General features: G+C 76.3%; 17 protein-coding genes. 9 read left to right on the top strand and 8 right to left on the bottom strand.

Annotated elements, in window-relative coordinates:
- Positions 1-65: 65 nt before the first annotated feature.
- The 5 genes from ABT023_RS15155 to ABT023_RS15135 all read left to right on the top strand — a co-directional run bounded on the left by ABT023_RS15155 (position 66) and on the right by ABT023_RS15135 (position 6616).
- Complete coding sequence (locus ABT023_RS15155; RefSeq protein ID WP_350885665.1) at positions 66-1214, top strand: exonuclease SbcCD subunit D; 1149 nt, start codon at positions 66-68, stop codon at positions 1212-1214.
- Positions 1214-3688, top strand: a complete 2475-nt coding sequence (locus ABT023_RS15150) for an AAA family ATPase (RefSeq protein WP_350885663.1) — start codon at positions 1214-1216, stop codon at positions 3686-3688. The genes ABT023_RS15155 and ABT023_RS15150 overlap by 1 nt, the downstream gene beginning before the upstream one ends.
- 65 nt (positions 3689-3753) lie before the next feature.
- Positions 3754-4707 (top strand): hypothetical protein, encoded by a 954-nt coding sequence (locus ABT023_RS15145; protein WP_350885794.1) that lies wholly within the window; start codon positions 3754-3756, stop codon positions 4705-4707.
- On the top strand, positions 4707-5564 hold the full coding sequence (locus tag ABT023_RS15140) for a spermidine synthase (protein ID WP_350885661.1): 858 nt from the start codon (positions 4707-4709) through the stop codon (positions 5562-5564). The genes ABT023_RS15145 and ABT023_RS15140 overlap by 1 nt, the downstream gene beginning before the upstream one ends.
- An 86-nt stretch (positions 5565-5650) precedes the next feature.
- The gene (locus tag ABT023_RS15135) at positions 5651-6616 is read left to right on the top strand and encodes a DNA-3-methyladenine glycosylase family protein (protein WP_502890679.1); all 966 of its coding nucleotides are present in this window, start codon (positions 5651-5653) and stop codon (positions 6614-6616) included.
- Positions 6617-6670: 54 nt separating this feature from the next.
- On the opposite strand, the gene ABT023_RS15130 is transcribed toward ABT023_RS15135, so the two are convergent.
- The gene (locus tag ABT023_RS15130) at positions 6671-7270 is read right to left on the bottom strand and encodes a DUF1990 domain-containing protein (RefSeq protein ID WP_350885657.1); all 600 of its coding nucleotides are present in this window, start codon (positions 7268-7270) and stop codon (positions 6671-6673) included.
- Here ABT023_RS15130 and ABT023_RS15125 point away from each other — a divergent pair.
- Positions 7258-7752, top strand: a complete 495-nt coding sequence (locus ABT023_RS15125; protein ID WP_350885655.1) for a GNAT family N-acetyltransferase — start codon at positions 7258-7260, stop codon at positions 7750-7752. The two genes, ABT023_RS15130 and ABT023_RS15125, sit on opposite strands and share 13 nt — an antisense overlap.
- Here the strand turns inward: ABT023_RS15125 and ABT023_RS15120 are convergent.
- Both ABT023_RS15120 and ABT023_RS15115 read right to left on the bottom strand, forming a co-directional pair.
- Complete coding sequence (locus ABT023_RS15120) at positions 7727-8149, bottom strand: SRPBCC family protein (protein WP_350885653.1); 423 nt, start codon at positions 8147-8149, stop codon at positions 7727-7729. The genes ABT023_RS15125 and ABT023_RS15120 overlap by 26 nt on opposite strands.
- A 421-nt stretch (positions 8150-8570) precedes the next feature.
- Complete coding sequence (locus ABT023_RS15115) at positions 8571-8789, bottom strand: hypothetical protein (protein ID WP_350885652.1); 219 nt, start codon at positions 8787-8789, stop codon at positions 8571-8573.
- 135 nt (positions 8790-8924) lie between these two features.
- Between ABT023_RS15115 and ABT023_RS15110 the strand changes: the two genes are divergently transcribed.
- Both ABT023_RS15110 and ABT023_RS15105 read left to right on the top strand, forming a co-directional pair.
- Positions 8925-10037 (top strand): ATP-dependent DNA ligase, encoded by a 1113-nt coding sequence (locus ABT023_RS15110; RefSeq protein WP_350885792.1) that lies wholly within the window; start codon positions 8925-8927, stop codon positions 10035-10037.
- Between the two features lie 56 nt (positions 10038-10093).
- A complete protein-coding gene (locus ABT023_RS15105) occupies positions 10094-11656 on the top strand; it encodes an alpha/beta hydrolase (RefSeq protein ID WP_502890683.1) in 1563 nt (520 codons plus the stop codon).
- A gap of 41 nt (positions 11657-11697) precedes the next feature.
- On the opposite strand, the gene ABT023_RS15100 is transcribed toward ABT023_RS15105, so the two are convergent.
- On the bottom strand, positions 11698-12177 hold the full coding sequence (locus ABT023_RS15100; RefSeq protein ID WP_350885648.1) for a potassium channel family protein: 480 nt from the start codon (positions 12175-12177) through the stop codon (positions 11698-11700).
- A gap of 75 nt (positions 12178-12252) precedes the next feature.
- Here ABT023_RS15100 and ABT023_RS15095 point away from each other — a divergent pair, with 75 nt between their 5' ends.
- Positions 12253-12705, top strand: a complete 453-nt coding sequence (locus ABT023_RS15095; RefSeq protein WP_350885646.1) for a GNAT family N-acetyltransferase — start codon at positions 12253-12255, stop codon at positions 12703-12705.
- 114 nt (positions 12706-12819) lie between these two features.
- Here ABT023_RS15095 and ABT023_RS15090 read toward each other — a convergent pair whose 3' ends face one another.
- The 4 genes from ABT023_RS15090 to ABT023_RS15075 all read right to left on the bottom strand — a co-directional run bounded on the left by ABT023_RS15090 (position 12820) and on the right by ABT023_RS15075 (position 20587).
- Entirely contained in the window at positions 12820-13539 is a 720-nt protein-coding gene (locus ABT023_RS15090) for an ABC transporter ATP-binding protein (protein ID WP_350885645.1), read from the bottom strand.
- Positions 13536-14528 carry an ABC transporter ATP-binding protein gene (locus ABT023_RS15085; RefSeq protein WP_350885643.1) on the bottom strand — a complete coding sequence of 331 codons (993 nt, stop codon included), beginning with the start codon at positions 14526-14528 and terminating at the stop codon, positions 13536-13538. Before ABT023_RS15085 ends, ABT023_RS15090 begins: the two co-directional genes overlap by 4 nt.
- Before the next feature lies 1 nt (position 14529).
- Positions 14530-17220, bottom strand: a complete 2691-nt coding sequence (locus ABT023_RS15080) for an FtsX-like permease family protein (RefSeq protein ID WP_350885641.1) — start codon at positions 17218-17220, stop codon at positions 14530-14532.
- 178 nt (positions 17221-17398) lie between these two features.
- Positions 17399-20587, bottom strand: a complete 3189-nt coding sequence (locus tag ABT023_RS15075; protein ID WP_350885639.1) for an FtsX-like permease family protein — start codon at positions 20585-20587, stop codon at positions 17399-17401.
- Positions 20588-20687: the final 100 nt, after the last annotated feature.

The following is a 20687-nucleotide window of genomic DNA, read 5'->3' as shown; positions in this document are numbered from 1 at the left end:
GTGAGCGCGAGGAACGCCCGAGCGAAGCGAGGAAGTCCCGCAGTCGCGAACGAAGGGCCCACACGGTGAAGATCCTGCACACCTCGGACTGGCACGTCGGCAAGGTGCTCAAGGGGCAGTCCCGGGCCGAGGAGCACAAGCAGGTCCTCGCCGGGGTGATCGACATCGCCCGGCAGGAGCAGCCGGACCTGGTGATCGTCGCCGGGGACCTGTACGACACGGCCGCCCCCGCCCCGGAGGCGACCCGGCTGGTCACCCGGGCGCTGACCGCGCTGCGCCGCACCGGCGCGGACGTCGTGGCCATCGGCGGCAACCACGACAACGGCCAGGCCCTCGACGCGCTGCGGCCGTGGGCCGAGGCGGCCGGCATCACCCTGCGCGGCGGGGTCCGGGAGAACCCGGACGAGCACGTGATCGACGGGGTCACCGCGAGCGGCGAGCGGTGGCGGGTGGCCGCGCTGCCGTTCCTGTCCCAGCGGTACGCCGTCCGCGCCGTGGAGATGTACGAGCTGACCGCCGCCGAGGCCACCCAGACGTACGCCGACCACCTCGGCCGGGTGCTCGGCCGCCTGACCGAGGGCTTCGCCGAGCCGGACCGGGTGCACCTGGTCACCGCCCACCTCACCGTGGTCGGGGCGACCACCGGCGGCGGCGAGCGGGACGCGCACACCGTCCTCGGGTACGCCGTACCGGCGACGGTGTTCCCGGGCACCGCGCACTACGTGGCGCTGGGCCACCTGCACCGGTCGCAGCGGGTGTCCGGCCCCTGCCCTATCCGCTACAGCGGCAGCCCCCTCGCCGTGGACTTCGGCGAGCAGGAGAACATCCCGTCGGTCACCATGGTCGAGGTGACGGCGACGAGCGCGGCGCGCATCCGCGAGGTGCCGGTCCCGGCGGCCGTGCCGCTGCGCACGGTGCGCGGCACCCTGGCCCAGCTCGCCGAGGCCGCCCCGCAGGAGGGCTGGCTGCGGGTGTTCGTCCGGGAACAGCCCCGGGCCGGGCTGCGCGAGGAGGTGCAGGAGCTGCTCCCCCAGGCCCTGGAGATCCGGATCGACCCGGAGCTGGTGCCGGCCCCCGGCAGCGGGACGCGCACCGCCCAGCGGGCCGGCCGGTCACCCCGTGACCTGTTCGCCGACTACCTGGACAGCCGGGGGCACGCCGACTCCGAGGTCCGGGAGCTGTTCGACGAGCTGTTCGAGGAGGCGGATCGCTGATGCGCCCGATGCGGCTGGACATGGCGGGCTTCACCGTCTTCCGCGACGAGACGACCGTGGACTTCACCGACGCCGACTTCTTCGCCCTGGTCGGCCCGACCGGCTCCGGCAAGTCGACGGTGCTGGACGCGATCTGCTTCGCCCTCTACGGCACGGTGCCCCGGTGGGGCGGGACGCGAGGGCTGGCCAACGCGCTCGCCCCGTCGGCCACCGAGGCGCGGGTCCGGCTGGTCTTCGAGTCGGCCGGTGACCGCTACGTGGCGACCCGGGTGGTCCGCCGGGACGGCCGGGGCAACGTCAAGACGGCCAACGCCGGGTTGCAGCTCATGCCGCCCGGGTTCGACGTGACCAAGCTGGACACCGGGCTCAGCCCGGAGGACCTGGGCGAGGTGGTGGCCGGCACCCCGGCCGAGATGGAGCGGGCCGTGCTGGAGGCGGTCGGGCTGCCGTACGAGCAGTTCACCAGCTGCGTGGTGCTGCCGCAGGGGCAGTTCGCCGACTTCCTGCACGCCCGGCCGGCGACCCGGCAACAGATCCTGGTCAACCTGCTCGGCCTCGGCGTCTACGAGAACGTGCAGAAGCGGGCCACCGAGCGGGCCGGTCAGGCAGAGGCGAAGCTGGAGGCGGTCGACCGGATGCTCGGCGGGCTCGCCGACGTCGACGACGCGGCGCTGGCCGACGCGCAGACCCAGGTCGGCCGGGCGCACGAGCTGGCCGAGGCGGTCGCGGCGGCCGTACCGGAACGGGAGCGGGCCCGGGCGGCGGCGCGGGACGCGCACGCGGCGCTGGCCGCCCTCGACGCCGAGCTGGCCGGGCTCGGCGCGGTGCGGGCGCCCGACGGGGTGGCCGAGGTGGCCCGGGCGGTGGCCGCCGCGCGGTCCGGCGTCGACGAGGCGGCGGCCGGGGTGGCGCTGGCCGAGGAGCGCGAGGAGAAGCTGCGCGGGGAGCTGGCCGGCGCGGGCGACGAGAGCGCCCTGCGGCTGCTGCTCAAGGCGCACGCCGACCGGGACCGGCTGGCCGGCGAGATCGGTTCGGTGGCCACGGCGGTAGCTGTGGCGCAGCGCGAGCACGACGCGGCGGTGGCCGCGCTGGCCGCGGCGCGGGCGGCGGTCGGGCGGGCCGAGGTCGAGCTGGACGCCGCGTTCCGGGCGCACGAGGAGGCGAAGGCCACCGACCAGGCGGTGGCGCTGCGGGCCCACCTGGTCGACGGGGCGGCCTGCCCGGTCTGCGAGCAGGTGGTGCCCCGGGTGCCGGCGGTGCCGGCCGGATCGGCGGTGGTCAGGGCCACCGCCGCAGGGAAGGCGGCCCGGGCCGCGACCCAGCAGGCGCAGCAGGCGGTGCAGGAGCGCGACGCGGCGGCCCGGGACCTGGAACGGGTGCTGCTGCGCGCCCGGGCCCAGCACGACCAGCTCCGGGGCCGGGTGGCCGAGCTGGACGACCAGCTCGGCGGGGCCGCCGCCCCCGAGGCGCTGCGGCACGACCTGGCCGAGCACACCCGGCTGCGCCGGGAACTGGACGAGGCGGCGGGCGGGGTGCGGGCCGGCCGGGACGCCGCCCGGCGGGCCCGGGCCGCGCTGGAGGCCGCCGAGGAGCGGCTGCGTGCCGCGTGGCGGGACTTCGACGCGACCCGGGACGGGCTGGCCCGGTTCGGCCCGCCGGCCGCCGACCGCGACGACGTGGCCGCGGCCTGGACGACGCTGACCGGGTGGGCCGACGCGGAGGCGCGGCGGCGGCGGGCGGACCGGGTGGGGCTGGCCGGGGCGGTCGCCGCGGCGGAGGCCGCCGCCGCGGCCGTGGAGGAGCGGATCGGCGGGGTCTTCGCCGCCGCCGGCCTGGCCGCCGGGGACGACCCGGTGCGGGCGGCCACCGTCGCGGTGGAGCGCGCCGAGGCCGCCCACCGGCGGCTGGTGGAGCGCCGCGAGCAGGCCGCCGAGCTGCACGGGCAGCGGGCCGGCCACGAGCAGCAGGCCCGGGTGGCCCGCGCCCTCGCGGGGCACCTGCGGGCCAACAACTTCGAGCGCTGGCTGCTGGCCGAGGCGCTGGACCTGCTGGTCGACGGCGCGTCGGGGATCCTGCGCGAGCTGTCCGGCGGCCAGTACGACCTGGTGCACGACAAGGGCGAGTTCTTCGTGGTCGACCACCACGACGCGGGGCTGCGGCGCGGGGTACGCACACTGTCCGGCGGGGAGACGTTCCAGGCGTCGCTGGCCCTGGCGCTGGCGCTGTCGGAGCAGCTCGCCGGGATGTCCACCACGGCGGCGAGTTTGGAGTCGATCGTCCTGGACGAGGGGTTCGGCACCCTGGACGCGGCCACGCTGGACACGGTGGCGGCCACCCTGGAGAGCCTGGCCGCCCGGGGCGACCGGATGGTCGGGGTGGTCACCCACGTACCGGCCCTCGCCGAACGCATCCCGGTGCGGTACGAGGTCCGCAAGGACGCCCGCTCCGCCCGTGTGGAACGGACCGGCCTGTGACCGGGCCGGTCGGGGTGGGGCGGACGGGGCCGGCCGGGGCGGACCCGCAGGGCCCGGCCCCGGAGCTGTTCGTCGACGCCTGGGACCCGGGCTACGGCGCGTCCTTCGAGGCGGTGCCGGGCGGGCCGGCCGCGCCGAGCAGGCAGCAGGTCGACGCCGAGGTGGAGCTGCCGGCGGTGGACTGGCGGGCCATCGACGTCCGGCCCGGGGTCCAGGCACCGGACGTGGTGCTGCTGGTCGACGGGGTCCGCCGGATCGACGCCAGCGTGTGGACGGCCGAGTCCGACGGGGCGTCGTTCCCCGGCGTGGCCGCCTCGTACGCCGCCGGGGTGGTCCGCTGCGACCTGGAGCGCGGCGCGGCGCGGCTCGCCGGCACGCAGGTGCGGCGAGGGCTGTTCACCGCCAGCCCGTCGGCCCGGGAGGTACGGGCCGGGACGGTCCGCTACCCGGTGCACCGGGTGAGCGGCACCGGCGAGCTGAACAAGCTCCAGGCGGCCGTGCAGGGGCCGCTGACCGCGCTGGAGGTGGAGGTCTCCGGGGCGGCCCGGATCGACGGGGACCTGTTGGTGGTCGACGGTCCGCTGCGCAGCCGCCGGCAGCTCCCCCGTACCCTCGGCTACGTCAAGACCCAGCACAGCCAGTACCTCGACGCCCGACTGACCGCCGTGGTGACCGGGCTGCGGGCCGGCCAGCGCTCCCCCGTGTTCCGGCTCGTCACCGCCTGGGGCGGATACTCCTGGTACCTGCGGCTGCCGATCTCCGGCGGTGCGCCGTGGGCCGGTATCGTGCGGGTCGAGTGCTCGGCCGAGCTGGCCGAGTCCGAGGCGATCGCGCTGGCCGACCTGTCGCTGGTCACCCTCCCCCGGTTCGCGTCCACCCCGTACAAGGACCCGCGGGCCCCGCAGAACCTGATCCCGATCGCCGGCCTGGAGCGTCGCCTGCGGGCGCTGCTCGGCGACGCCCGCCTGCTGCACCGGGCGCTGACCGCCGCGGCCCGGGGCCGCGGGCACCACGGCTGATGGGGCGCAGGCGGGGTACGGACCGCACCGTGGCGCGGGTGGACACCGGCGAGGCCGAGCTCGTCCCGGACGCGGACCGGCCGCGCTCGTTCACCCTGCTGCTCGACGGCGCCCCGCAGTCGCACGTGGACCTCGCCGACCCCACCCACCTGGAGTTCGAGTACGTCCGGCGGCTGGCCGCCGCCCTCGACCTGGTCGCCCCGGCGGGCGCGCCGCTGCGGGTGCTGCACCTGGGCGGCGGCGCGCTGACCCTGCCCCGGTACGTGCAGGCCACCCGCCCCGGCTCGACCCAGCGGGTGGCCGAGGTGGACGCCGCCCTGGTCCACCTGGTCCGCCGGGAGCTGCCCTGGCCGGCCGACCCCCGGCTGAAGGTGCGCGTCGCCGACGCCCGGGCCACCCTGGAATCCGCCAGGGACGGCAGCTACGACGTGGTGGTCGCGGACGTCTTCTCGGGTGCCCGCACCCCGGCCCACCTGACCAGCGTGGAGTACGCGGCGGAGGTGGCCCGGGTGCTCCACCCCGGGGGCTGGTACCTGGCCAACGTCGCCGACGGCCCGCCGCTGCGGCACGCCCGCGCCCAGGTCGCCACGGTCCGCGCGGTACTGCCCCGGGCCTGCCTGATCGGCGACGCGGCGGTGCTGCGCGGCCGGCGTTACGGCAACCTGGTGCTGGTCGCGGGCCGGGTCGAGCCGCCGGTGCCGGAGCTGACCCGCCGGGCGGCCGGGGACTGGTTCCCCGGTCGGGTGGTGGCCGGCGACGAGCTCGACCGGTTCGTCGGCGGGGCCGCAGTGGTGCGCGATGCCGACGCCACCGACTCCACCCCGCCGCCACCGGGAATCTTCTCCGTCCGCCGGTGACCCGTCGACCCCGGGCTCCGCACCACCGGGCGACCAGGCCCCTGGGGGCCGGGCTGACCTCGTCGGGTGCCCGGAGGGCTGCGTGCATGCGGTGCCGTCCGTCCCGGCCGGGGGGTCGTGGCAGAGTGTCAGGGGTGACCGCACCCGCCGCCCGCCGGACGCTGCGCCCACCGGCCGGCTATCGGCTGGCCGCCTCGGTCCGGTCGCTCACGTTCAGCACGTACGACCCGTGCACCCGGATCGCCGCCGGCACCTTCTGGTGGGCCACCCGCACCCCCGCCGGCCCGGCCACCCTCGCGCTGCGCCCGACCGGCGGCGGGGACCTGCTCGCCGAGGGGTACGGCCCCGGCGCCGACTGGGCGGTCCAGCGGGCCGAGGCGGTCGCCGGGCTGCGCGACGACCTCACCGGCTTCGCCGAGCTGGCCGGCGCGCACCCGCTGGTGGCCCGGCTGGCCGCGCGGCACGCCGGGCTGCGGATGCCGGCCACCGGCCAGCTCTTCCCGCGCGTGCTGCGGGCGATCCTGGAGCAGAAGGTCACCGGGACGGAGGCGTACCGGGCGTACTCGGCGACCGTGCGCCACTTCGGCGAGCCGGCCCCGGGGCCGTTGCAGCCGCTGCTGCTGCCGCCCGAGCCGGCGGCGGTGGCCGCCGCGCCGTACTGGGTCTTCCACCCGTTCGGGGTGGAGCAGAAGCGGGCCGACACGCTGCGCCGGGCCGCCGCCGAGGCCGACCGGCTGGAACGCTGCGCCGACTCCGTCGAGGCCACCCGCCGGCTCACCGCGATCCCGGGGATCGGCCCGTGGACCGCCGCCGAGGTGGTGCGGATCGCGTTCGGGGACCCGGACGCGGTCAGCGTCGGCGACTACCACGTGCCGAACACGGTGGCCTGGGCCCTGGCCGGGGAGCCACGCGGCGACGACGCCCGGATGCTCGCGCTGCTGGAGCCGTTCCGGGGCCACCGCGGCCGGGTCTGCCTGCTGCTCGCCGCCGAGGGCGTGCACGCCCCGAGGTACGGGCCGAGGATGCCGATCCGATCCTTCGCCCGGTACTGACGCCTCCCACGGCCCCCGCCCCGGTCGGCGCGCGCTGCGGGGCCGGCGTACCGGTCAGGGCCGGGCGCAGAGCCGGCCCAGGGTCCGACCGAGCCACCAGGCGTACCCGCGTTGGAAGGCCCGGCCCGCCGGCCCGGCCGCGCGCATGAACCAGCGGTCCGGTCGGCTGAACGCGCGCACCTCGAACCAGACGGCGCCGGTGTCGTCCCGGCTCACCACGAACGCCTCCTCGCCCCGGGCCGGATGGCCGGGCAGCGTGCCGTACCCGAAGCCGGCCCGGCGGGCGTCGTCGGCGGCCCAGACCACCGAGCACGGCGCGACCAGCCGCAGCGGGCCGACGCCCAACCGGGAGACGACGGTGACCCCGGGCTCGGCCCGGGGCGCGTCGGCGTCGATCCGGATCCCGGCGGTCCGGTGCAGCCGCCAGTCGAGCACCGCCGCGCCGGCCGTGGCGAAGCAGCCGTCCGGCAGCCGCACCCGGTGCCGGACGTGCCGCCAGCCCGCGGGCAGCTCGCCGGCGTCGGTGGCTCCGACGTGCGGATAGGTCAGCTCGGGCACCATCGCCGCCTCTCCTGGGGTCCGCGACACCGCCAGGGTACGGCCCTGCGCGCCGGCCGTCGGCGGTGTGGTGAGCTGGCGTCGTGACCACGCCACCACTGATCACCCCGGCCACCCCCGCCGACGCCGGTGAGATCCTCACCGTGCAGCGGGCCGCCTACGTGACCGAGGCCCAGCACTACGCCGACCCGTTGCTGCCGCCGCTCACCGAGACGCTCGAAGAGATCCTGGCCGCGCTGACCGGCCCGGAGACGGTGCTGGTCGCCCGGGCCGGGCACCGGCTGGTCGGCTCGGTCCGGGCGCGGGTCGCCGACGACACCGCCCACGTCGGCCGGCTGGCCGTGGCCCCGGACCAGCAGGGTCGGGGGGTCGGGGCCCTGCTGCTGCGGGCGGTGGAGACGGCCTGCGCCGACCGGGTGTCCCGCTTCGTGCTGTTCACCGGGGCCGAGAGCGAACGGAACCTGCGGCTGTACGGGCGGCACGGCTACAAGATCGTCGGCAACCGGCCGGACGCCAACGGCATCTCCCTCGCCGTGCTGGAGAAGCGGCTGGTCAAGGCCGCTCGAAGTGACGCCTAAGGCCGTCAGCCTCCAGCCGGAGGTACCGGCGGGTCAGCCCGCCGTAGAGCCGGCCCACGACGGCGGCGAGCGGGCCCGACTGCTCCAGCGTCAGCTCGACCCGGACCCGGCCGTCCGGCAGCGGGACGATCCGGTGGTCGCCCCGGCTGCGGACGCCCGGGGCGTTCGACACCCAGACGAAGCGGTACGGCGCCTCGACCTCGACGACCCGCCACACCGCGGGACGCAGCCGCGGCTGCTCCAGCCGCGCCGTCGAGCCGACCGTCAACGGCCCCGGTTCCAGCCGCCGGGCGCGGGACACCGAGGCGGTCCACTCCGGCCACCGGTCGATGTCGGACTGCACCCTCCAGACCCGCTCGGCGTCGGCGTCGATCTCCGTCACTGCCTCGAAGCGCATGCTCCCTCCCCTGTCGTCGAACCTACCGCTCGACGGTCCTCGCCAGCGGCCCGCACCACGACGACTGGCCTCCGTCCCTTCGGCCACCGACGCGCCGCACAGCTTCACCGGATCGGTGTGGTCCCGCGCCCGTGGGCACCGCGCCCCGGCGAGACGGTGCCCCGCGTGGTCCCACACCCCGGCGAGACGGTGCGCCGCGGGCACGACGACGAGCCGGTGCGCCCGAAGGTCACCGGACACGACGGCCGGCCGGCCTCGATGCGGACCTTGGACAGTTCTCGCTCCGCACGAGCGAAACTGTCCAAGGTCCGGTGCCGCGCGGCAGGACGGTTGGACAGGGACGGCGCGGAGCAAGCCAGCAGGGCCGCGTGGCGAAACGGGGCGGGCGTGGGGCGGGGCGTGGGGCGGGGCGTGGGGCGGGTCAGGCCGCGTCGGTCTCGTGCAGGTCGGCGAGGGTGAGCGGGGTACGGCGGCGCAGCAGGTCGTCCAGCTCGGCGACCGTGCCGACCTCGCCGAGCACGTCCTTGCCGCCGCCGAAGCGGGCCGGGTAGCGGCGCACCAGGCGGTAGCGGTACCGGCCGCGGATCAGCTCGACGCTGACCCCCCAGCGCCCGCAGCACCCGCAGATCCACTCCCGCATCCGGCGAAACTAGCTCCGAGCTGCGGAAACGCCATCCGGTCCCCGAGGAACGAACGGGATGGACCGGGACAGGTCACCCCCTCACCCCCGGTGATCCGCCTCACGACTGTCGGTGGTGTCTGGTTGACTGTCGCCGTGGACCTGCCGATCAACCCGCCGGTCGAGCCGATGCTGGCCAAGGCCGTGTCGCGACTGCCCACCGACCCCGGAACGACGTACGAGCCGAAGTGGGACGGCTTCCGCTGCATCGTGTTCCGCGACGGCGACGAGGTGGAGCTGGCCAGCCGGGGCGGCAAGACGATGACCCGCTACTTCCCCGAGGTGGTCGAGCAGGCGCTGCGGCAGCTCCCCGAGCGCTGCGCCGTCGACGGCGAGCTGATCGTGATCCGGCGCGACGGCCCGGACGGCCAGCCCCGGCTCGACTTCGAGCTGCTCGCCCAGCGCATCCATCCCGCCGCGTCCCGGGTGAGGCTGCTGGCCGAGACCACCCCGGCCGACTTCGTCGCCTTCGACCTGCTCGCCCTCGACGACGAGCTGCTGACCGACCAGCCGTACCCGCAGCGCCGGGCCCGGCTGGAGCAGGCCCTGGCCGGGGTCCGCCCGCCGGTGCACGTCACCCAGGTCACCACGGACCCGGAGACGGCCCGCCGCTGGTTCGACGTGTTCGAGGGCGCGGGGCTCGACGGGCTCATCGTCAAGCCGGCCGATCTGGCCTACGAGCCGGGCAAGCGGCTGATGTTCAAGGTCAAGCACGCCCGCACGGCCGACGTGGTGGTGGCCGGCTTCCGCTGGCACAAGACCGGGCCGGTGGTCGGCTCGCTGCTGCTCGGCCTCTACGACGAGGCCGGCGTCCTGCACCACATCGGGGTCAGCTCCTCGTTCACGGCGGTGCGGCGCAAGGAGCTGCTGGACGAGCTGGCCCCGTACCGGGACGTCGGCGACGAGCATCCCTGGGCGCACGGCGACCACGAGCGCGGCCAGCGCATCCCCGGCGGGGTGAGCCGGTGGACGGGCACGAAGAACCTGGAGTGGGAGCCGCTGCGCCCGGAGCTGGTGGTGGAGGTGGGCTACGACGCGATGGAGGGCGACCGGCTCCGGCACACCGCCCGGTTCGTCCGCTGGCGGCCCGACCGCGACCCACGGTCCTGCGGCTACGACCAGCTCGACCGCCCGATCAGGTACGACGTCGACCAGGTCCTGCGCGGCGATCCGGCGGCGACCGCCGAGGTCGTCCCGGGACGGGCGTAGCCTGATCCGTCGACCCGACCACGAGAGGCGTGCAGGTGACCCGCTTTCCCGACCGGATCCGCCGGGTCCGGCTGACCCTCGCCGGGCTCGTCTCGGCGGCGGTGGTCGCCGCAGGCTGCACGATGCCCGCGTTCGCCCCGCGCACCGAGACCGAGGGCGAGGCCGCGCCGACGGGCACCGCGCCGACCTGGCGGGCCTGCCCGGAGGTGGCCGACGAGTTGGTGGGCCGGGGCGCGCCGGACGTGCGGTACGAGTGCACGCGGATCGCCGTGCCGCGCAACTGGGGCTCCGGCACCGGCGCCACGGCCGGCCCGGGCAGCGGGGAGACCTTCGAGATCGCCCTGCTGCGGGCCCGGTCCACGAAGCAGCGGAACCGGATCGGCTCGCTCGTGGTCAACCCGGGCGGCCCCGGCGGCTCCGGGGTGGACACGGCCGTCTACCTCTCCTTCGGCCCGGCGTTCGGGGGGCTGCCCCCGTCGATCACCGAACGGTTCGACATCGTCGGGTTCGACCCGCGCGGGGTGGCCCGGTCCAGCCCGGTGAAGTGCATCCCCGACGCCGACCTGGACGCCAGCTTCGGCTACGACCCGGACCCGGAGTCCCAGGCGTCCTTCGACGGGTTCGTCGCGCTGAACCGGCGGATCGGGCGCGGCTGCGGCGACAAGTACGGCGACCAGCTCTCGCTCTACGGCACCGAGCAGGCCGCCCGGGACATGGACGCGGTGCGCGCGGCGGTCGGCGACGAGAAGCTGACCTACCTCGGCTACTCCTACGGCACCCTGCTCGGGGCGACCTACGCCCAGCTCTACCCGAAGCGGGTCCGGGCCCTGGTGCTCGACGGCGCGGTGGACCCGACTCAGGACCTGGTGGCCGGCTCGGAGAGTCAGGCGAAGGGCTTCGAGCGGGCGTTCGACAACTTCACCCGGTGGTGCGCGGCCAACACCGGGCGCTGCCCGCTCTCCCCGGACGCCCGGGGCGCGGTGACCTCGGCGATCGACAAGGCCAAGGTCTCCCCGGTGAAGGCGGCCGACGGCCGGGAGGCCACCGCGGGCTGGGTCTTCTACGCGGTCATCTCCTCGCTCTACACGGAGTCGGGCTGGCAGGAGCTGGCCCAGGCGATCGACCGGCTCGACGGCGGCGATCCGGCTGAGGTGTTCCGGCTGGCCGACTCGTACGCGGGCCGGGAGGACGACGGGCGATACTCGAACCTGTTCGACGCCAACCTCGCGGTCAACTGCGTGGACGAGTCGGAGAAACCGACCCTGCAGCGGGTCCGCCAACTCCAGTCGCAGTGGCGGGAGAAGTATCCGCTGTTCGGCTCGGCGCTGGCCGTGGGCATGCTCGGCTGCGTCGAGTGGCCGGGTGGGCGGGACCCGTATCCGACCGGCAAGGCCGTCGGCGCGCCGCCCATCGTGGTGGTGGGCACGACGGGCGACCCGGCGACCCCGTACGAGCAGACCCCGAAGCTGGCCTCGATGCTGGGCGTGGGCCGGGTGCTGACCTGGGAGGGCGAGGGGCACACGGCGTACCCGCAGACGAGCTGCGTGACGAACGCGGTGGACGCCTACCTGATCTCGCTGGCCGTGCCACGGGAGGGGCTGCGCTGCCCGGCCCGCTGACGGTTCCGGTGCCCGCCGCACCCGCGTACACCGGCGACGGGTCACCCACGTCGGCTGCGGCGGCGCCTGACGGACGGCGGCGGGGGCACCGGGGCCTGCTCTGGCGGCAGGACGATGCCCTGGCGGGTCGCCAACTCCTCCAGCAGCGCCCTCATCCGCCGCACGTCGGCCTTCAGCTCCTCCTGCTCGGCGTGCTCGAAGGCGTCGTCGTCCACGATCAACTGGCTGGCGAAGTGCGCGGTGATCAGCGGGATGACCAGCAGCACCATGGTCGAGATGAGTAGAGCCGCGAGGGCGCGCCCCGCGCCGGTGGTCGGCGAGATGTCGCCGTACCCGACGGTGGAGGCGGTCACCACCGCCCACCACACCGAGTCGGCTGCGCTCTTGTGCTCCACGTGGCTGTAGATGACCCCGGCCACGATGATCATCAACAGGTACGACGCGATCAGCGTCCGGGGCGAGTTGGCGAACCAGACCAGCGCCCGGTAGACCCAGCGGAACGGCAGCAGCAGGACGTCCATGCCGCATCATGCTGCCTCCTGCCGGCAACCAGGTCGCCGGGGCATCGCCCCGGGTCGCTGTGCCAGGCTGACGCCATGCGCACCGTGATCTTCCGGGAGGCGGTCCGGGCCGATCTGCCGGCCCTCATCGCCCTGCTGGCCGACGACATGCTGGGCAAGGCCCGCGACTTCACCGAGGTCGACGAGGCGTACGAGAGGGCGTTCGCGGACATCTCCGCCGACCCCCGCAACCACCTCGTGGTGGCCGACGACGACGGGGTGCTGGTGGGCTGCATGCAGATCACCTACATCCCCGGGCTCGGCCGGCACGGGGCCGAGCGGTCGCTCATCGAGGCGGTGCGGGTGCGCTCGGACCGCCGCGGGCAGGGGCTGGGGCGGGAGATGATGCGCTGGGCGATCGACCGGGCCGAGCGGCGCGGCTGCGCGCTGGTGCAGCTCACCACGGACAAGACCCGCACGGACGCCCACCGCTTCTACCGCAGCCTCGGCTTCGTCGCCACCCACGAGGGCATGAAGCTCCCCCTCTAACCCGCCCCACCCCCACCCGCCCGCGATCTTGCAGTTGCGGCCCCGGCATACAGGGCGAAACACCCACCCTGGGGGCCGCAAGTGCAAGATCGCGAGGAACGGAGGGCCCGGGGGTCAGGCGGGGAGGAGGCGGCCGTCGCGGAGGGTCAGGGTGCGGTCGGCCAGCTCGATCAGGGCCGGGTCGTGCGTGGCGACCAGCGCGGTCATCCCGCGCGCGTGCACCACCGCCCGGAGCAGGTCCATGATCGACCGGCCGGTCTCCGAGTCGAGCTGGCCGGTGGGCTCGTCGGCGATCAGCAGGTCCGGCTCGTTGGCCAGGGCCCGGGCCAGCGCCACCCGCTGCTGCTGCCCGCCGGAGAGCTCGTACGGCCGCTGCGCGGCGTGCCCGCCCAGCCCGACCAACTCCAGCAGCACCGACACCCGCTCCTCCCGCTCTGCGGCGGGCACCTTCGCCAGCCGCAGCGGCACCCCGACGTTCTCGGCGGCGGAGAGGATCGGGATCAGCCCGAAGGTCTGGAAGACGAAGCCGACGGTGCCCCGGCGCAGCCGTAGCAGCTCCCGCTCGCCGGCCGTGCCGAGGTCGTGCCCGGCCACCCGGACCTGCCCGGAGTCCGGCCGGTCCAGGCCGCCGACCAGGTTGAGCAGGGTGGTCTTGCCGGCGCCCGACCGCCCCTGCAGGGCGACCAGCTCACCCTTGCCCGCGGTGAACGAGACGTCCCGGACGGCGTGCACGGCACGCTCACCCCGGCCGAAGGTACGGCTCAACCCGGTAACCCGCACCACCTCCTCGGTGGTGGCGGTGGCCGCCGGACGTGAGAACGGCTGCTCGGTCATGCGTCACTCCGTTCGGCGTCGGCCCGGTCGCCCGGCCGCACCTCGACGTGGTCGGGTTCCAGGTTGAGTCGGACCCGGTCGCGCAGGGCCAACGTGTCCACGAAGGACGCCGGAAGCTGCATCCGGCCGGCGCGGTCGAGCACCGCGTACTCCTCGCTGACCAGCTCGGTGGCGCCGTCCGCGCCGATCCGGGCGGTGCGGCGGACCTCGGAGGAGGTCCGGCCGTCGCGGATCGCGACGGTCCGGCGGACCTGGGTGGCCACGGCGGGGTCGTGGGTCACCACCACCACCGTCACCCCCAGCTCCGCGTTGATCTGCCGCAGCGCGGCGAAGACCTCGGCGCCGGTGGCCTCGTCCAACTCGCCGGTCGGCTCATCGGCGAAGAGCACCTCCGGGTCGTTGGCCACCGCCACCGCGATCGCGCAACGCTGCTGCTCCCCGCCGCTGAGCTGTCCCGGCCGCCGGTCGGCGAGGTGGCCCACGCCGACCAGTTCGAGCAGCTCCCGGGCCCGGTCCCGGCGGACCCGCCGCCCGCGCCGCCCGGCCAGCTTCATCGGCAGCTCGACGTTCTCCAGGGCGGTCAGGTACGGCAGCAGGTTGCGCCCGGTCTGCTGCCAGACGAAGCCGGCCATCTCCCGCCGGTAGCTGAGCCTGCGCCGGGCGGAGAGGGTGAGCAGGTCGTACTCGGCGACCCGGGCGATGCCGGCGGTCGGGGCGTCCAGCCCGGACAGGATGTTCAGCAGGGTCGACTTGCCCGACCCGGACGCCCCGACGATCGCAACCAGCTCGCCCCGGTCGATGACCAGGTCGAGGCCCTGCAACGCGACCACCTCGATGCCGTCGGACTTGAAGATCCGCACCAGGCCGTCGCAGACGATGTGTCCGCGCAACCGGTCCTGCCCCCCGGCCCGCTCGGCCGCGCGTTGCGCGGCCCGCTCCTGCAGGGTGGCCAGGTCCGGTACGGCGGACGCCTCCACGGTGGCTGTCATCTCAGCTCTCCTCTCCGAGCCGCAGCACCTCACCGAGGCGCAGCCGGCGGTTGTTCAGCGTCTCCACGGTCATCGCGAGGGCCAGCGCCACCGCGCCGACCACGAGCACGGCGCCGACCAGCCCGGGCGAGAACGCGACCCGGACCGGTGTGCCCCCGGTGAACGCGGTCAGCCCGAGCACCGGGGTCAGCAGCAGGGGCAGCAGCGCGCCCGTCACCGCGCCGGTGAGCAGCGCGACGGCGACCAGCGGCGTCAGCTCGACCAGCAGCAGCGCGCGCCACTGGCGACGGGACAGGCCGAGGGTGCGTAGCCGGGACAGCACCTGCCCCCGGGCCCGCGCCCCGGCGAGCACCGCGAAGGCGATCGCCAGCAGGCCGAGGGCGGCCCCGCCGCCCGCCCCGGCGGCGAAGCCGAAGACCAGCAGGCCGTTCGCGCCGCCCTCGCCGAGGGAGTCCCGGGCGCCCCGCCAGGTGGTCACCTCGGCGCCGCGCGGTCGCTCCCCCGCGACGATGGTGCCGCCGCTCTGGTAGCGGTGCTGCCCCTCGTCGCCCGCCTGCCGCAGCGCCTCCACGTCGAACCCGTCGCCGGAGACCAGGAAGGCCGTCGGCACCGGGCCGATCGGGTCCGAGGCGGGCAGCGCCTGCCAGGGCAGCACCACGAACCGGTCGGTGGCGGACGGGACGAGTGGGAAGCCGTCCGCCGTGCCGGCCACCCGGAACAGGTAGTCGCGTCCCTGCACGGACACCAGGGCAGAGCCGTCGAGGCCCTTGCGGGCCAGGTCGGCGGCGAGCGCCGGGGAGACCAGCGCGGTGGCCGGCCCCGGGGCGGGGTCGCCCCGCAGTTGCGGGGGCACCGACACCGCCAGCCCGGCGTCCCGGGCCGCCTCGGCGAGCCCGGGACCGTCGACCAGCAGCACGGTGACGGCGGCGAGTCCCGCGTCGGCGCCGTGCGGGTGGGAGATCCGCAGCGCGGTGTCCCGCACGACCGGGGTGGCCCGCCGGACGCCGGGCAGCGCCCGGAGGGCGGCACCGGTGTCGGGGGCGAGCCGCTCGCCGTCGACCAGCGCGGACGCCGGCACGGCCAGTGTCGCCGTCCGGTCCCGACCGGCCTCGATGCCGGTGGCCACGACGGCGCAGAACGCCGCCGTCGCGATCGCCACCACCACGACGATCACCGACGCGGTGGCGGCCGACCGGCTCGCCCGGGCGGCACCGAGGAACGTCACGCTGCCCCGCAGCCGGGCGGCGACGCGGCTCAGCAGCCGCAGCGGCCAGGGATAGAGCCGCTGCGCGAGCACCGCCGCAGCGACGGCCAGCAGCACCGGCACCGAGATCAGCAGCGGATCGACCGCCCCCGGGGTCAGGCCCCGACGCCGCAGCAGCACGACGGCCAGCACGGCCAGCGCCACGACCAGCAGTTCCACGGTCAACCGGCGGCCACCGGGGCGGGCGGTCACCAGGTCGCGCCGGCCGCCCGGGACGGTCGAGACGGCCAGCGTGGCCAGCGGCAGGGCCAGGGTGGCGAGGACCGCCGTGGCCAGGGCCAGCCAGTCTGCCCAGCCGCCGGAGCCGGGCAGCAGCCGGCCGAGCAACCACCCCAGCGCCGCGGCCGGCGGGACGACCAGCAGCGACTCGGCGAGGCTGCGCAGCGCACCGCCGGCCGGTGCGCCGCCCCGGGCGACCAGCAGGGCGAACTCGGTCTCCCGGCGGCGGGCCGCGAGCCGGGCGGCGAGCCCGATCAACCCGGCCAGGGTGGCGATCACCCCGGCGGCGATCACCGCGAGCAGCGTCCGCGCGGCGGAGACGGCGTCGAGGAACTGCTGCAACGGGGCGTCCACCGCCTGGATGACTTTCAGCCCCGGCGGGGACTCACGGACCAGCCGCCGCACGCCGTCGATGACGCCGGGCACGTCGGCCACGTCCATCCCGGCGCCGCCCAGCCGGTACCGCCAGGAGAACCGGACCGAGCCGCCGACAGCGGCCACCGCGTCCAGGCCGGCGTCGCCGGTCACCGCCACCATCTCGTACGGCTGTCCGTCGCCGGCCGGTTCGGTCACCCGCTGGACCAGCGGCAGCGTGTCCCAGATCCCGTCCGCCGGTCGGTTCGGCTCGAAGACCCCGACCACGAGCAGCCACAGCGGTGCTGCCCCCTTCCCCGCGGCCCAGCGAAGACGGCTGCCGGCCCGCAGGTTCACCTTCCGCGCCGTGTCGGCGGCCAGCGCGACCTCGACCGGTCGGTCCGGCCCGGTCGCCTCGGTCGGCCAGCGCCCCTCGACCAGGGTGGCCGCCTCCGCGACGCCGGGCATCACGCGCAGCCGGGAGACGACGAGGAGGTTCTTCGCCTCCAGGTCCGGCCCGGTCAGCCTGCCGAGCACGGTCTCCGCGACATACCAGCGGCTCTCCACCGCGGCCCGGACCGGGGGCGGCATGCTTGCCTCGAACGCGTCGAGCTCGCGGCCCCGCGCCGCGCTGACCGGCCCCTGGCCCCCCTCGACCGATGCCTCCTCGGCGCTCCGAGTCAGGTCCCGCTCGGCGACCGGGCGGCCGGCCACGTACTCCCGAAGGCCCTGCTGCACGAGCCGGTCGGCGACGCGAGGGATCCCGGTGACCAGCAGCACAGCCACCAGGGCCAGCACCCCCAGCAGCAGGAACTGCCCGCCGAAAGCCCGCACCCGGCGGGCGGCCCCGCTCATCGGCTGCCCGCCCCGGTACGCACGGTCACTGCACTCACTGCTCTCCCCCGATCCGTGGCCGCGCCGCCGCGACCCACCGGCCCGCGTCGGACCGCGCCCGCGCCGACGCCGTTGACTGATCCCCGCCGGCCGACACCCTCCACCGGCCCGGGACGGACCGTGACCACGCCGACGCTCCTCACTGGTCACCGCCGAACCGCAGTTGCGCCGCCGCCAGCCGCCGGCGGATGCCCGTGGCAATCGCCGTGCTGAACGCGAGCGCCGCCAGCAACAGGCCGAGGGCGGTACCGACGACCGGCAGCCAGGGCAGCGCGAAGGCCGCCTCCGGCACCGGTCGGTCCGCCGCCCGGGTGAGCACCACGAGCGGGGCCATGGTGGCGCCCACCCCCGCGCCGACCAGCAGCCCGACGCCGACGCCGATCCCGGCCAGGAAGGCCTGTTCGGCGAGCAACGCGCGGGCCAGCAGCCGGGGCGTGGCGCCCAGCGTGTGCAGGACGGTCAGCTCCCCGATCCGTCGGCGGGCGGTGGCCCACACGTCCACGCCCAGCCCGACCAGGGCGAGCAGCAGGGAGCCCAGCGCCGCCGCGAGCAGGCCGGTGCGGGTGCCGAGCCAGTACGGGTCACGGTCGGCCTCCGCCGCCGTCGCCCGCCGGTCCAGCACGGTGACCCCGGGCAGGTCGGCGACCGCCCGCACCGCCTCCGGGTACCCGCCGGGGTCGGTGCGCACCCACCACTCCGAGACCGGCCGGACCGTGCCCTTGGCGCGGATCAGCCAGTCGACCGCGGCGGGCAGGTCCAGCAGCATGCCGGCCGTCGACCCGGTGGCCGGCACCGCCTCGACCTCGCCCACCACCTGGACCGACAGGGTGGCCCCGGAGAGGCTGACCTGCATCGTGTCGCCCTGGCCGACGCTCAGCGCCCGGGCCACCTGCGGGGTGATCAACGCCGGCACCGGCGGGTTGTCCCCGACCGGCACGACGGCGAAGCGGCTGGACGGCTGCGACGCGAACCGGCCGCCCTCGACGAGGATGGTCAACCGCCCGGCGCGCAGCCCGCCGTCGTCGTCGAGCCGGACCGGCTCCGCCTGCTTCGGTTCGTCCACCCGGGTCACCCAGTCGCCGGTGAGCCGCACCGGGCTCGTCGTCCCGGCGGCATCCACCGCGCGCAGCCCGGTCACCTCCAGCCCGTAGTTGGAGCCCAGCGCCGGGCCGCCGGTGGCCTCGAAGCCGGCCAGCCGGTAGGCCCGGCCGCCGATGTCGGGCAGGTCCAGCGCCGCCGGGACCGGCCGACCGTCGCTGCCCCCGGTGGCCAGCGGTAGCCGCCAGGAACCGCCGTCGGCGGTGGTGAGCAGCACGGACACCGCGACCGGGTGCGGGCGCACGGCCCCGGTGACCGGGGTGCGGACGGTGCCGGTGAGCCGTCGGGTGTCGGCGGGCAGCTCGACGCCGGCGGGCTCGACCCGGCCGCGTACCTGACGATCGAACAGGGCCCGGCCCGGCTCGTCGAGGATCCGGTCGTTGAGCCGGACCACGTCCGGCGCCGCCGCCGCGTCGATGCTCAGCACGCTGACCGGCAGGTCCTCGCGCCCCACCCGGATGTCGTCACGCCAGGCGGGCAGCGTCCGGTCGACGCCGGGTGCCCCGGCCAGCCGGCCCGCCCGGTCGGCCGGCGCGGCCCCGGAGCGCTCGACCAGCCGCAGGTCGGCGCCGACGCTGTGGTCGGCCTGGTCGACGTGCGACCGTTCCCCGGTGGTGACCAGCGACCAGGCCAGGGTGCTGCCGCCCACGGCGAGCGCGAGCAGCAGCACCGGGCCGGCGTGCGGGCGCCGGCCGGCCTGCCACATGCCCAGCATCGTGGCGGTCCAGGGCCGGGCGTCCACGAACCGCTCGGCGAACCGGGTGGCCGGGGGCAGCAGGCGCAGCGCGAGCACGGCGCCGGCCAGCACGCCCAGCGTGGGCGCCGCCACCAGCAGCGGGTCGATGCCGAGCCGGCCGCCCGCGCCGGCCAGCGGTGAGGAGTACTGCCGCAGCTGGACCCAGGCGAGCACGGCCAGGCCGACCAGGGCCAGGTCGGCGCCGGCCCGCTGGGCCGTGGCGGCCCGGCTCGGCCGGGACCGGGCCGCCAGGTCGGCGACGTACGTGCCGGCCCGGCGCATCGCCGGCAGCACCATGGCCACCAGGCAGCCGGCGGCAGTGGCGGCGGCGACCGCCCAGGTCAGCGTGCTGCCCGCGGCGGACGGGTCGGACCACGTCTGGTCCTGGCCGACGTGGCGCAGGGCCTCGGCGGCGAGTGGCGGCCCGAGCAGCGCGGCCGGGAGGACCACCAGGGCCGCTTCCCTGGCGGCCAGGCCGGCGATCTGTCGCCGGGCCGCGCCCCGGGCGCGCAGCAGCGCCGTCTGCGCGCGGCGATCCTCGTTGAGCAGGGCGGCCACGAGCACCAGCGCGTAGCCGCCGAGAACCAGGATGAGCAGCAGCGGGGTGAGCAGCGAGGAACGGCCCACCAGGTCGGCGCGGCCGAGCCGGTCGATCAGCCGGTCCATCGTGGTGACGCTCCGGGCGGACGAGCCGAGCCGGGTCGCCTCGGGCAACTCCGCGACCTCGGTGGCGACGGCCCGCTTCACGGCCCCCAGACGGCTCGGCTCGACGGCGGCCAGATCGGGTTCGACCAGCCAGGACGCCGACGTGGTGGCGGGGAAGGTCCGGTCGAAGTCGGCCGGATCGAGCAGGAACGGCCCGTACGACGTGGCGGAGCCGGCTGCGACGGCGCCCGGCGCGAGCCGCCAGTACGACCCGGCCGGGTCCCGGGGCCGGAAGAGCCCGACCACCTCCACCTGGCTGGTCCGTTCGCCGGCCCGGTCCCGCAGCGGCACCCGCTCGCCGACGGTCAGCCCGAGCAGGCCGGCCACCCGTTCCGGCAACAGCGCCTGCATCGGCTCGGCCCCGCGTTCGGGCTGCCGCCCGGCGACCAGGTCGGCGTGGCCGGTCAGGTCCTCCAGGGTGGTCAGCTCGGCGAAGACCGGATCGGTGCCGGTGCGGGCCGCCCCGAGGTCGCCGGTCAGCTCGCGTCCGGTGCCGTAGCGGGCCCCACGCACCGCCACGGACGCCCCGCCGAGCCCGTCGACGAAGCGGGCCCGGACGGCCCGGTCCCGGGCGGCGTAGGCGGCCCGGTCCGCGCCACCGGAGCCACTGACCAGCAGGCTCCGCTCCTGCGCGGGGGACGCGGCGAACACCGCCCGCTGCCCCGCGTCCACGGCCCGCCGGTTGTAGTCGGCCAACCCGGTGACGAGGGCGATCGCCACCAGGGCTGCCACCACCGCGGCGAGCAGCAGCCCTCGGGCCGCCCGGGCCCGCCTCCACACCATCGCCATCGCGCCGCCTTCCTGGGCCCAGCGGGCCGACGGTCACAATGACTCGCTGCGGGCCCGGAAAGGTTCGCGCCCGTTATCCGACCGTTATGGCGGCCACCCG

The sequence above is a fragment of the Micromonospora sp. NPDC002296 genome (assembly GCF_040296145.1).
In the GTDB taxonomy this organism is placed as follows: domain Bacteria; phylum Actinomycetota; class Actinomycetes; order Mycobacteriales; family Micromonosporaceae; genus Micromonospora.
Note: the sequence above shows the minus strand (reverse complement) of the source record. Positions and strands in the feature narration are given on the sequence as shown.

Bases quoted from the DNA above. Each gene is read 5' to 3' on its own strand.
- ABT023_RS15150 (WP_350885663.1), top strand. From the start codon at position 1,214: ATGCGCCCGATGCGGCTGGACATGGCGGGCTTCACCGTCTTCCGCGAC.
- ABT023_RS15140 (WP_350885661.1), top strand. From the start codon at position 4,707: ATGGGGCGCAGGCGGGGTACGGACCGCACCGTGGCGCGGGTGGACACC.
- ABT023_RS15135 (WP_502890679.1), top strand. From the start codon at position 5,651: ATGCGGTGCCGTCCGTCCCGGCCGGGGGGTCGTGGCAGAGTGTCAGGG.
- ABT023_RS15120 (WP_350885653.1), bottom strand. From the start codon at position 8,149: ATGCGCTTCGAGGCAGTGACGGAGATCGACGCCGACGCCGAGCGGGTC.
- ABT023_RS15115 (WP_350885652.1), bottom strand. From the start codon at position 8,789: ATGCGGGAGTGGATCTGCGGGTGCTGCGGGCGCTGGGGGGTCAGCGTC.
- ABT023_RS15100 (WP_350885648.1), bottom strand. From the start codon at position 12,177: ATGGACGTCCTGCTGCTGCCGTTCCGCTGGGTCTACCGGGCGCTGGTC.
- ABT023_RS15095 (WP_350885646.1), top strand. From the start codon at position 12,253: ATGCGCACCGTGATCTTCCGGGAGGCGGTCCGGGCCGATCTGCCGGCC.
- ABT023_RS15090 (WP_350885645.1), bottom strand. From the start codon at position 13,539: ATGACCGAGCAGCCGTTCTCACGTCCGGCGGCCACCGCCACCACCGAG.
- ABT023_RS15085 (WP_350885643.1), bottom strand. From the start codon at position 14,528: ATGACAGCCACCGTGGAGGCGTCCGCCGTACCGGACCTGGCCACCCTG.
- ABT023_RS15080 (WP_350885641.1), bottom strand. From the start codon at position 17,220: ATGAGCGGGGCCGCCCGCCGGGTGCGGGCTTTCGGCGGGCAGTTCCTG.
- ABT023_RS15075 (WP_350885639.1), bottom strand. From the start codon at position 20,587: ATGGCGATGGTGTGGAGGCGGGCCCGGGCGGCCCGAGGGCTGCTGCTC.